The following is an 11,671-nucleotide window of genomic DNA, read 5'->3' as shown; positions in this document are numbered from 1 at the left end:
TGGCTGTCACCGGTCGACGCCTCCCATCACGGGGTCGATGGACGCCACGGCCACGATGACGTCGGCGACCTGGCCGCCCTCGCACATCGCCGCCATGGACTGGAGATTGGTGAACGAGGGATCGCGGAAGTGGACCCGGTAGGGGCGGGTGCCGCCGTCGGAGACGACATGCGCGCCGAGTTCGCCCTTGGGCGACTCCACGGCCGCGTACGCCTGACCGGCCGGGACCCGGAAGCCCTCCGTCACCAGCTTGAAGTGATGGATCAGAGCCTCCATGGACGTGCCCATGATGTTCTTGATGTGGTCGAGCGAGTTGCCCAGCCCGTCGGGCCCGAGCGCCAGCTGCGCCGGCCAGGCGATCTTCTTGTCGGCGACCATCACCGGGCCCGGCTCCAGGCGGTCGAGGCACTGCTCGACGATCCGCAGCGACTGGCGCATCTCTTCGAGCCGGATGAGGAAGCGGCCGTACGCGTCGCAGGTGTCGGCGGTCGGGACGTCGAACTCGAAGGTCTCGTAACCGCAGTACGGGTCGCTCCTGCGCAGGTCGTGCGGCAGCCCGGCGGAGCGCAGGATCGGTCCGGTGGCGCCGAGCGCCATGCAGCCGGTCAGGTCGAGATGGCCGACGTCCTGCATACGGGCCTTGAAGATGGGGTTGCCGGTGGCGAGCTTGTCGTACTCCGGCAGGTTCTTGCGCAGGGTCTTCAGCAGCTCGCGCAGCTGGTCGGTGGCGCCGGGGGGCAGGTCCTGGGCGAGTCCGCCGGGGCGGATGAACGCGTGGTTCATCCGCAGTCCGGTGATCAGCTCGTAGGCATCGAGAATCAGTTCACGATCGCGGAAGCCGTAGATCATGATCGTCGTCGCGCCCAGCTCCATACCGCCGGTGGCGATACAGACGAGGTGCGAGGAGAGCCGGTTCAGCTCCATCAGCAGGACGCGGATGAGGGTGGCCCGGTCGGGGACGGTGTCCTCTATGCCGAGCAGCTTCTCGACGCCCAGGCAGTACGCCGTCTCGTTGAAGAACGACGTCAGGTAGTCCATGCGCGTGACGAAGGTGGTGCCCTGCGTCCAGTTGCGGAATTCGAGGTTCTTCTCGATACCGGTGTGCAGATAGCCGATACCGCAGCGCGCCTCGGTGACGGTCTCGCCGTCGATCTCCAGGATCAGCCGCAGCACTCCGTGGGTGGAGGGGTGCTGGGGACCCATGTTGACGACGATGCGTTCGTCGTCGGCCTTGGCGGCGGACTGGACGACCTCGTCCCAGTCGCCGCCGGTGACCGTGTACACGGTGCCCTCGGTGGTCTCCCGGGGAGTGGCGTCCTCGGGGAACGTGTCGCCGGGTGCCTCGCCTTGGGGTGCGTGGGGTGCTGACATCAGGAGTACGACCTCCGCTGGTCCGGAGCCGGGATCTGGGCGCCCTTGTACTCGACGGCGATGCCACCGAGCGGGTAGTCCTTGCGCTGCGGGAAGCCCTGCCAGTCGTCCGGCATGAGGATCCGCGTCAGCGCGGGGTGGCCGTCGAAGATCAGGCCGAAGAAGTCGTACGCCTCGCGCTCGTGCCAGTCGTTGGTCGGATAGACCGACACCAGGGACGGCACATGCGGGTCGGCGTCCGGTGCGGAGACCTCGACGCGGATCAGCCGGCCGTGGGTGAGCGAGCGCAGGTGGTAGACGGCGTGCAGCTCGCGGCCCTCGTCACCGAGGTAGTGGACGCCGGACACCCCCGTACACAGCTCGAAGCGCAGGGCCGGGTCGTCGCGCAGGGTGCGGGCGACCTGGACGAGGTGCTCGCGGGCGACGTGGAAGGTGAGTTCGCCGCGGTCGACGACCGTCTTCTCGATGGCGTTCTCGGGGAGGAGGCCCTGTTCCTCCAGCGCGCCTTCGAGTTCGTCGGCGATCTCGTCGAAGGATCCGCCGGGACCGCCGTACGGCCGGGGGGTCGCGCCCGGGAACGTCACGGTCCTGACCAGACCGCCGTAGCCCGAGGTGTCGGCGCCGTTCTTGGCGCCGAACATGCCCTTCTGCACGCGGATGGCCTCGCCGGTGTCGTCGCGCGGGACGGGAACGCCGTCCCCGGGTCGCTGCTCGTCGCTCACCGCAGGAGCCCTTTCATCTCGATCAACGGCAGCGCGTTGAGGGCGGCTTCCTCCGCCTCACGGGCCGCTTCCCGCGCGTTGACCCCGAGCTTGGATCCCTGGACCTTCTCGTGGAGCTTGAGAATGGCGTCCATCAGCATCTCCGGTCGGGGCGGGCAGCCGGGCAAATAGATGTCAACCGGGACGACATGATCCACACCCTGCACAATCGCGTAATTGTTGAACATTCCGCCCGATGAGGCACAAACACCCATGGAGATCACCCACTTGGGATTGGGCATCTGGTCGTAGACCTGTCGCAGCACCGGCGCCATCTTCTGGCTCACCCGTCCGGCCACGATCATCAGATCGGCCTGGCGCGGCGAACCGCGGAAGACCTCCATGCCGAACCGCGCCAGGTCGTAGCGGCCGGCGCCGGTCGTCATCATCTCGATGGCGCAGCAGGCGAGGCCGAAGGTCGCGGGGAACATGGACGACTTCCGCACCCAGCCGGATGCCTGTTCGACGGTGGTCAGCAGAAAACCACTCGGCAGCTTCTCTTCGAGTCCCATTGGTTCCCCCTCAGCCCCTTCAGTCCCATTCCAGACCGCCGCGCCGCCACACATACGCGTAGGCGACGAAGACGGTGAGCACGAAGAGCAGCATCTCCACGAGCCCGAAAATCCCCAGGGAGTCGAAGGTGACCGCCCAGGGGTAAAGGAAGACGACCTCGATATCGAAAATGATGAAGAGCATCGCCGTCAGGTAGTACTTGATGGGGAATCGGCCGCCCCCGACCGGTGTCGGTGTGGGCTCGATGCCACACTCGTACGCGTCAATTTTCGCCCGGTTATAGCGTTTTGGGCCGATAAGCGTGGCCATGACCACGGAGAAGATCGCAAACCCGGCCCCCAGGGCGCCGAGCACGAGGATGGGTGCGTAGGCATTCACGCCCCTCAGCTCCTTCCAGTCGTCCTTGACCGTTGGATCGCACCGGGCGGTTCACATCGCCGCCCCGGCACGGATCACTGAAGATCGCGTACATGTGAGGCAGTTCACAAGCCCGACTGCCCCGCATCCTATGCCGAGTGGTCTGTGATCTGCGACACGGGGTACAGCAACGTCTTTGTGATCTCCACCACCTGACGAAGGATCATGAAGTCGGATGAGCGGTGATCTTCGTACGCGAAGCCGCCACGCGATCACCAGATGTGACATTCGAGCCCGTTACCGCTGGTCGGAGGCGTGTCGCCCTATCAAGTGATGCAACCTACAAACAAATTGGCGATGAGACGCTTTTGAGTGATAAGGCGCCGGGGCTCACTCCCGCGAGGGGAGAGCGAGGACGGAAGTGGACACGTGCACGCATTCACGAGCAAGAGGCACGGGGCGGCGGAGCGCGACGAAAGCGCGGGGCGACGACAAGGGGAGAGCGACGGGAGGGTGACGGGAGAACGATGAAGCCGGGATCGCCGGCGGCCGTGATCGCGGCGCCCCCCGAACAGTGACCCTCCTGTGACCTGCACCACTCCGCCCCACCCCCCGGAGAAGCGGGCTTGGCCATGAGTTCGAAGGGGTGGTAGGTGGCGGGCAATTCGGACCTTTAGCGGAAAGACCATGATCAAGGCCATGATCGCGATTGCCCGGTTTGACCGTTACGGCGTCAATAAGGGTCATCAGTAACCGGATTCAGAGATTCCGAACGTAACTGTGGCGCAACCCACGTTTCTTGACGAGAACCGGGTTCGGCCTGATAGCCGTGTACTCATGTCCCACACCGCTCACATACCCAGCCACCGGAAACCCCGCCGGAGTGCGCCGAAGGTCACCGTTCTCCGTGCCGGAGTCGCCGGTGGCGTACTCAGCACGATCGCGGTAGCCGGTGCCGCCGGACCGGCCAACGCCGAGCCGGTGACCCAGACCATCGAGATGCCGACCCTCACCTCCGGGCTCGCGAGCGACTTCGCCAAGTCCGCCGACGCCACCCAGCGGGTCGCCAACAACCTGGACCTGCGGGCCCAGGAGAGCGCCGCCATCACCAAGGCCGCGAAGGCCGCCAAGACGGCCCACGCCGAGGCGGAGCGCAAGGCCGAGGCCGAAAAGAAGAAGAAGGCCGCCGCCGAGGCCCGCGCCAAGGCCGCCGCCGAGGCCGAGCGCGCCTCGCGCGACGCCCAGCGCACCACGCTCGCCGCCGCCGACTCGGGCTCGAACCAGAGCTCCGGCTCCAGCTCCTCGGGGTCCAGCACCGGCAGCTCCACCACGACCACGGCCTCGACCGTCACCTCGCAGGCCACCGGCTCCGCCGCCGCCGTCGTCTCCTTCGTCCAGTCGCACGTCGGCGACGCGTACATCATGGGCTCCACCGGCCCCAACGCGTGGGACTGCTCGGGCCTCGTCCAGGCCGCGTACAGCCAGATCGGGGTGGACCTCCCGCGTGTCTCGCAGTCGCAGTCGACGGCCGGCACGCAGGTCTCCCTCAGCAACCTCCAGCCCGGCGACATCCTCTACTGGGGTGGTGCGGGCAGCGCGTACCACACGGCGATCTACATCGGCGACGGCCAGTTCGTCGGCGCGCAGAACCCCAGCAAGGGCGTCGTGCAGGCGTCGCTGGACTACGACCCGCCGAGCGGCGCCGTCCGCGTCCTCTGACGCGTACCGCCACCGCTCCGCACCAGGCCTGAGGCCCGTACCCCGCTGCTCGGGGGGTACGGGCCTCAGTCGTACCCGAGTTCGACACGTCCCCGGCACGAATGGCGGACACCGGCCAAACGCGCACCGAGGGGCCCCGCGTGGGTAGGAGAGGAACAGCCGTCCAACGGGACGGCGGTGAACGGATCAGATCGCTTGCGCGTAGTAGTGAGTCAGTACCGCCTTGGATCACACCTCGCACCAAGGGCGATCTTCATGCCCGGGAGGAACCCCCCACATGACCACCAAAGGCATCGACGTCTCGTCCCACCAAAGCTCCACCTACAGCACGGCCGGCCTCGACTTCGTCTTCGTCAAGGCCACCGAGGGCACGTCGTACATCAACCCCCGGATGACCGCCCAGGCCGCGCACGCCCGCGCCGCCGGACTCGTCGTCGGCTTCTACCACTTCCTGCGGCCTGGCGACATGAAGGCGCAGGCGAAGTACTTCGTGGAGAAGTGCGCCAGCATCGAGCACGACCCGCTGTTCGCCGACTGGGAGGACGACGGCGTCTCCAACGCCCAGAAGGACGCCTTCATCGCCGAGGTGAAGCGGCTGCGCGGCGCCACCCACCGCGTCGGCCTCTACTGCGGCCAGTACTACTGGCTGCACCGCGACACGACGGGCAACGCGGGCGACGCGCTGTGGATCGCGGACTACGTGACCGCCGGAAAGCCCCGGATCAAGGCCGCGTGGAAGTTCCACCAGTACACCGACAGCCCGGTCGACACGAACGTCGGAGCGTTCGCCGACCGGGCCGCGCTGCGCAGCTGGGCGAAGAAGGGCTGAGGGACGTGCCCGCCCGCCGCCCCTCCCGCCGTTCAGGCCTTCGGAGCCACCTTCGACAGTCCGTTGATCACGCGGTCCATCGCGTCGCCGCCCGTCGGATCGGTCAGGTTCGCCAGCATCTTCAGGGTGAACTTCATCAGCAGCGGGTGGGTCAGCCCGCGCTCGGTCGCGATCTTCATGATCTTCGGGTTGCCGATCAGCTTCACGAAGGCGCGGCCCATCGTGTAATAGCCGCCATAGGTGTCCTTGAGCACCTTCGGATAGTGCAGAAGGGCCAGTTCGCGCTGGGCGGGGGTGGAGCGGGCATGGGCCTGGACGATCACGTCCGCCGCGATCTGCCCCGACTCCATGGCGTAGGCGATGCCCTCGCCGTTGAACGGGTTGACCATGCCGCCCGCGTCACCGACCAGCAGCAGGCCCTTGGTGTAGTGCGGCTGGCGGTTGAACGCCATCGGCAGCGCGGCGCCCCGGATCGGCATCGTCATGTTGTCCGGGACGTACCCCCACTCCTCCGGCATCGACGCGCACCACGCCTTGAGCACCTCGCGCCAGTCCAGCTCCTTGTACGCGGAGGAGGAGTTGAGGATGCCCAGGCCGACGTTGGACGTGCCGTCGCCCATGCCGAAGATCCACCCGTAGCCGGGCAGCAGCTTGTCCTCGCCGGGGCCGCGCCGGTCCCACAGCTCCAGCCAGGACTCCAGGTAGTCGTCGTCGTGGCGGGGCGAGGTGAAGTACGTGCGCACGGCCACGCCCATCGGCCGGTCCTCGCGCCGGTGCAGCCCCATGGCGAGCGACAGCCGTGTCGAGTTGCCGTCGGCGGCGACGACCAGGGGCGCGCGGAAGGTGACCGGGGTCTTCTCCTCGCCGAGCTTGGCGTGCACGCCGGTGATCCGGCCGGTGCGCTCGTCCAGGATCGGGGCGCCGACGTTGCAGCGCTCGTGCAGCCGCGCGCCGGCCTTCTGCGCCTGCCGGGCCAGCTGTTCGTCGAAGTCGTCGCGCTTGCGGACCAGCCCGTAGTCCGGATACGTGGCGAGATCGGGCCAGTCGAGCTGGAGCCGGACGCCGCCGCCGATGATCCGCAGGCCCTTGTTGCGCAGCCAGCCGGCCTCCTCGGAGATGTCGATGCCCATCGACACCAGCTGCTTGGTGGCGCGCGGTGTCAGACCGTCGCCGCAGACCTTCTCGCGCGGGAAGGCCGTCTTCTCCAGCAGCAGGACGTCCAGGCCGGCCTTGGCCAGGTAGTACGCGGTGGTCGAGCCGGCCGGTCCCGCGCCGACGACGATCACATCCGCGGTGTTCTCGGAGAGGGGCTCGGTCACAGCGGGTTCTCCCGAAGACTCGAAATGGTGTACCGACTGGCACTCGACATGTGCAGTCTATGGGTGCGTACCGATCTCCCCAGTGAAGGGCTGCCCTCGTGGACCACATGACCAAGCCGCTCCCGGTGTTGCAGCTCCGCGTCCCGACGGACGAGGACGCGTTCCATTGGCACCGGGTCTTCAACGACCCCGAGGTGATGGAATTCCACGGCGGCGCGCCCGCCGAACTGTCGGTGTACGCGGAGCTGACCGCGCGCCAGCGCAGACACGACGCGGAGCGCGGCTTCTGCTTCTGGACGATGCTGGACGAGCACGGCGAGGTCATCGGCTTCACCGGCGCCCAGCCCTGGCCGCACGAGACCCTGGGGCCGGTCGGCGAGATCGAGATCGGCTGGCGCCTGGGCCGGGCGTACTGGGGCCGGGGCTATGCCACGGCCGCGGCGCGGACCACGGTCGAGCGGGTACGGGCGGCGGGCGTCGAGCGGATCGTGGCGATGGTCAACTCGCGCAACGAGCGCTCGGCGGCGGTGGCGCGGCGGCTGGGCATGGAGCCGGCCGAGACCTATCCGTTCACCTCGAAGCAGCACGAGACGGAGCAGCGGGCGCTCTGCTTCCGGCTGGACCTGTGAGACGCGGGTGAGGGAGGGGGCGCGCTCGTACGGTCGCGCCCCCTCCCTCGGCCCCCGGCGGCTCAGGCGCGGACGCCCCGGTGCAGCGCCACGATGCCGCCCGTCAGGTTGCGCCAGGCCACCTTGGACCAGCCCGCGCCCTGGAGCCGCGCCGCGAGGCCCGGCTGGTCGGGCCAGGCGCGGATCGACTCGGCGAGGTAGACGTACGCGTCGGGGTTGGAGGACACGGCGCGCGCGGTCGGCGGCAGCGCGCGCATCAGGTACTCCTCGTAGACGGTCCGCAGCGGCGCCCAGCTCGGATGCGAGAACTCGCAGATCACGACCCGGCCGCCCGGCTTCGTCACCCGGTACAGCTCGCGCAGCGCGAGGTCCGTGTCCTGGACGTTGCGCAGCCCGAAGGAGATCGTCACCGCGTCGAAGACCTCGTCGGCGAAGGGCAGCTTCGTCGCGTCCCCCGCCGTGAACGGCATCCAGGAGTGCCGCTTCTTGCCCTCGCGGAGCATGCCGAGCGAGAAGTCGCAGGGCACGACGTACGCGCCGGTGACGGCGAAGCTCATCGAGGAGGTCGCGGTGCCCGCCGCCAGGTCGAGGACCTTCTCCGCCGGGCGCGCGTTCACCGCCTTGGCGACCTCCTTGCGCCACCGGCGGTCCTGGCCGAGCGAGAGCACATCGTTGGTCAGGTCGTAGTTCGCCGCCACGTCGTCGAACATCGAGGCGACTTCGTGCGGCTGCTTGTCCAGGGAGGCTCGGGTCACGCACTCCATTGTGGCAGTGCGCGACCCGCCGCCCGCGTTCAGGGCAGCAGCCTCGGCCGCCGTTTCGCGGCGACGTCCTCCACCCAGCCGAAGAGCGCGACGGCCACCGCGATCAGCACCCAGGCGATCCCGAACTGGAACCACATGCTGTCGAGCGGCAGATCCCGCTCGAAGGCGGGGATGTCCCACATCAGGTCGATCAGCGGCACACTCGCCATCAGCGCCACCTCGTGCCAGAGATAGACCGTCACCGCGCGGGCGTTGAAGACCGTGACGATCCGGTCGGCCACCGGCCGCCGCGCCAGCCACCCGAAGTCCGGCCGGAACCGCAACAGCAGCAGCACGAACCCCGCTGACCACAGCGCCTGCGCGAGCGGGATGTCGTCCAGGTCGTACGTCCCGTCCACCTCGTGGCCGAAGGCCCACCACGCGCCGACGGCCATCAGCGGCGCCGCCGCCGCGAGCACGGCCCCCGGGCGCAGCCGGTCGGGCACGCCGTCGCGGTGCGCGAAGCCGAGCAGCCAGCAGAACAGGAAGACCGACAGATCGCTGAGCGCGGAGCCGAGCCGCCCGTCCGGCACGCTCCACACCGTCTCGAAGACCACGACAGGGACGAGGGAGAGCAGGAGCACGGGAAGGGGCGCCAGGCGGAACAGCCGCAGCAGGACGGGCGACAGCAGCACGAACCACAGATATGTCCGCAGGTACCAGAGCACCGCCCACGCCTGCTCGCCCCACGCGTCGCCCGGCGGGTCCCCGACGGGCAGCACCCAGTAGAGGGCGTCGGCGCCCGGCAGCCAGCCGTGCTTCGCCATGGCCACGATCAGGACGGCCCCGAACACCCACAGCGGGACCAGCAGCCGCCGCAGCCTGCCCCGGATCACCTTGGCCGCGGGCCGCTCCAGGGAGCGCGCCATCAGCGACCCGGCGAGGGCGAACATCACCCCCATGGAGGGGAAGACCAGCCCCAGCCAGGGCCACTCGAAGGTGTGGTACGTGACGACGCGGATCAGCGCGACGGCGCGCAGCGCGTCGAAGTACCGGTCCCGGCCCGCGCGCGGAGGGGACGGCGTGGGTGCGGGCGCGAGTGCGGGTGCGGGCCGCGGCAACGGTACGGGGGCGGCGGCGGGCGCCTCCCTGCGGTGCGCGCCCGCCATCAGGCCGCCCCCGTCCCGGCTCGTGGCGTACCGACCTCGCCCGTGCGCTTGAGCTTCTGCCAGCGCAGCCGGCCGCCGGTGAGCGCCGTGACCGACGAGTGGATCAGCACGAGATACATCAGCTGGCGGTAGGCGACCTGTTGCAGCGGCAGCATCAGCAGATACCGGTACTTCTCCCGGTCCAGCCGGAACGCGTAGGCGGCGCAGAGCAGTTGCACCAGCAGCACGGCGAGCCACGCCAGCAGCGACGCCTTGAAGTCCACGAAGATCATCGCGTAGACGGTGAACACGTCGATGAGGGGCGCGAAGACGGGCGTCACGACCTGGAAGAGCACCACCAGCGGCATCCCCACCCGGCCGAACCGCCCCGAGGGTCCCTTGTCCAGGACCGACCCCCGGTGCTTCCACAGCGCCTGCATCGTGCCGTAGCTCCAGCGGTAGCGCTGGCGCCACAGCTGCCCGATGCTCGCGGGCGCCTCGGTCCAGGCCCGTGCGTGCTCGGCGTAGACGACGCGCCGGCCGGCGCGGTGCAGGGCGATGGTGATGTCGGTGTCCTCGGCGAGGGTGTCCTCGCTCATCCCGCCGACCGCGAGGACGGCCTCCCGGCGGAAGGCGCCGATCGCGCCGGGGATGGTGGGCATGCAGCGCAGCAGGTCGTACATCCGGCGGTCCAGGTTGAAGCCCATCACGTACTCGATGTGCTGCCAGGCGCCGATGACCGTGTCGCGGTTGCCGACCTTGGCGTTGCCCGCGACCGCGCCGACCTCCGGGTCGCCGAAGGGCTGGACGAGCCGGCGCACGGTGTCGGGCTCGAAGACGGTGTCGCCGTCCATCATCACGACGATGTCGTATCCGGCCTGCCGTACGCCGTTGTTGAGCGCGGCGGACTTCCCGGCGTTCTCCTGGCGGATCACCCGGACGTTCGGCAGCCCCAGCGACTCAGCGATCTCGGCGGTGCCGTCGGTGGAGCCGTCGTCCACGACGACGATCTCGATCGGATGCGTGCTCGCGGCGAGGGAGTTGAGCGTATTGGCGATGCACTCCTTCTCGTTGTACGCGGGGACGATCACGCTCACCGGTTCGTACACCGGCGGCCCCCACGAGAAGCGCCGTCTGTTGCGCTGCCGGTAGTGGCGGCGGGCGAGGACGAGCATCAGCCCGAACCGGGCCATCACGGCGACCCCGACGACCGCGAGACCGGTGGCGAGACCGGGTACGGACCACTCGGCGACGGCGACGGCGGCGATCAGGGCCCGGCCCTCCCAGAGGGTGGTGCCGGTGGCCTTGTGGTGGGCGCTCCGCTCGGGGTCGGCCCGGTCGTCCTGGTTCCCCTGCGGCCCGGGTCCGGCGCCGGGCTGCTGGGCCAGTTGCTGGTCCTGCTGCTGGTCCTGCTGCCTGTTCTGGCGCTGGGCGCCGCTGACAGTCGTGAAGGTGTACCCCTTCGCCTTCATCTTCTTGATGTAGCGGGGCAGCGCCACCAGCGTCTCGTCGCGGTCGCCGCCCGCGTCGTGGAAGAGCACCGCCGCGCCCTTGCCGCTCTTCGGGGTCGCCCACTCGATGATCTTGCCGACCCCCGGAAGCTGCCAGTCCTCGCTGTCGGTGTCGATGAAGACGCTGGTGTACCCCATCGCGCCGAGCCTCTTGTAGACCGGCCAGCTCTCGTTGTCGATCGCGTCGTTCGTGGAGGAGTACGGGGCCCGGAACAGCGTCGTCGTGATCCCGGCGGCCCCCGCCAGCGCCAGCTGCGTCTGGGCTATTTCCCGCTTGACGCGCGAGGCGCTCTGATACGAGAGATCGACGTGGGTGAAGGTGTGGACGCCGACCTCGTTGCCGTCGGCGACCATTTGTCTCACCACGCCCGGATAGCGGGAGATCATGGAGCCGATCAGGAAGAACGTACCGGGTACGTCGTTGTCGTCCAGGATCTTGAGGACCTTCGAGGTGTACGTCGGATCGGGCCCGTCGTCGAAGGTCAGCACAATGGTCTTGTCGGCCACGGACCCGGTGCGCGCCCGCCCGTTCTCGAAGGTGAGGAAAGGCCCGCCGTCGGTAATGGATTCGGGCACGTCGCTGTTGCTCGCGTCGGACCGTACGCGCTGGTCGCCGCCGACCTCGGACCGCAGATAGCCGTCCAGCAGCAGCACGCTGACCAGCCCGACCAGAAGCAGCAGGGCGACGATCACGCGCGGCCTGGGCACCGCCTGTCCGCGGACGCGCTCCATCCGGCTGGGCGTGGCGTGGCGGGGCTTGGCGGTACCGGA

Annotated in this window: 11 protein-coding genes; 3 read left to right on the top strand and 8 right to left on the bottom strand. The window is 68.9% G+C overall.

Annotation, left to right across the window (positions count from 1 at the left end; translation table 11 throughout):
• Positions 1-6: 6 nt before the first annotated feature.
• Genes OG627_RS20690 through OG627_RS20675 form a run of 4 tightly spaced genes read right to left on the bottom strand, consistent with a single transcriptional unit; the run spans position 7 to position 3,023 of the window.
• Positions 7-1,371 carry an NADH-quinone oxidoreductase subunit D gene (locus OG627_RS20690; RefSeq protein WP_329067242.1) on the bottom strand — a complete coding sequence of 455 codons (1,365 nt, stop codon included), beginning with the start codon at positions 1,369-1,371 and terminating at the stop codon, positions 7-9.
• Positions 1,371-2,093 carry an NADH-quinone oxidoreductase subunit C gene (locus OG627_RS20685; protein WP_329067241.1) on the bottom strand — a complete coding sequence of 241 codons (723 nt, stop codon included), beginning with the start codon at positions 2,091-2,093 and terminating at the stop codon, positions 1,371-1,373. The genes OG627_RS20690 and OG627_RS20685 overlap by 1 nt, the downstream gene beginning before the upstream one ends.
• On the bottom strand, positions 2,090-2,644 hold the full coding sequence (locus tag OG627_RS20680; protein WP_329067240.1) for a NuoB/complex I 20 kDa subunit family protein: 555 nt from the start codon (positions 2,642-2,644) through the stop codon (positions 2,090-2,092). Before OG627_RS20680 ends, OG627_RS20685 begins: the two co-directional genes overlap by 4 nt.
• Positions 2,645-2,663: 19 nt before the next feature.
• Positions 2,664-3,023: an NADH-quinone oxidoreductase subunit A gene (locus OG627_RS20675; protein WP_329067237.1), complete on the bottom strand. Its 360-nt coding sequence runs from the start codon at positions 3,021-3,023 to the stop codon at positions 2,664-2,666.
• Between the two features lie 816 nt (positions 3,024-3,839).
• On the opposite strand from OG627_RS20675, the gene OG627_RS20670 reads away from it, so the two are divergent.
• On the top strand, positions 3,840-4,721 hold the full coding sequence (locus OG627_RS20670; protein WP_329067236.1) for a C40 family peptidase: 882 nt from the start codon (positions 3,840-3,842) through the stop codon (positions 4,719-4,721).
• A 277-nt stretch (positions 4,722-4,998) separates the two neighbouring features.
• A complete protein-coding gene (locus tag OG627_RS20665; RefSeq protein WP_329067234.1) occupies positions 4,999-5,550 on the top strand; it encodes a glycoside hydrolase family 25 protein in 552 nt (183 codons plus the stop codon).
• Positions 5,551-5,582: 32 nt separating this feature from the next.
• Here the strand turns inward: OG627_RS20665 and OG627_RS20660 are convergent, their stop codons facing one another.
• Entirely contained in the window at positions 5,583-6,869 is a 1,287-nt protein-coding gene (locus OG627_RS20660) for a geranylgeranyl reductase family protein (RefSeq protein ID WP_329067232.1), read from the bottom strand.
• Positions 6,870-6,976: 107 nt separating this feature from the next.
• On the opposite strand from OG627_RS20660, the gene OG627_RS20655 reads away from it, so the two are divergent.
• Complete coding sequence (locus OG627_RS20655) at positions 6,977-7,498, top strand: GNAT family N-acetyltransferase (protein WP_329067230.1); 522 nt, start codon at positions 6,977-6,979, stop codon at positions 7,496-7,498.
• A 62-nt stretch (positions 7,499-7,560) separates the two neighbouring features.
• Here OG627_RS20655 and OG627_RS20650 read toward each other — a convergent pair whose 3' ends face one another.
• Genes OG627_RS20650 through OG627_RS20640 form a run of 3 tightly spaced genes read right to left on the bottom strand, consistent with a single transcriptional unit; the run spans position 7,561 to position 11,632 of the window.
• Positions 7,561-8,253: a demethylmenaquinone methyltransferase gene (locus OG627_RS20650; protein ID WP_329067228.1), complete on the bottom strand. Its 693-nt coding sequence runs from the start codon at positions 8,251-8,253 to the stop codon at positions 7,561-7,563.
• 38 nt (positions 8,254-8,291) lie between these two features.
• Positions 8,292-9,410: an acyltransferase family protein gene (locus tag OG627_RS20645; RefSeq protein WP_329067226.1), complete on the bottom strand. Its 1,119-nt coding sequence runs from the start codon at positions 9,408-9,410 to the stop codon at positions 8,292-8,294.
• A complete protein-coding gene (locus OG627_RS20640; RefSeq protein ID WP_329072830.1) occupies positions 9,410-11,632 on the bottom strand; it encodes a bifunctional polysaccharide deacetylase/glycosyltransferase family 2 protein in 2,223 nt (740 codons plus the stop codon). The genes OG627_RS20645 and OG627_RS20640 overlap by 1 nt, the downstream gene beginning before the upstream one ends.
• Positions 11,633-11,671: the final 39 nt, after the last annotated feature.

The sequence above is a fragment of the Streptomyces sp. NBC_01429 genome, assembly GCF_036231945.1.
Taxonomy (GTDB): domain Bacteria; phylum Actinomycetota; class Actinomycetes; order Streptomycetales; family Streptomycetaceae; genus Streptomyces.
This window is presented reverse-complemented; position numbering and strand designations above follow the sequence as displayed.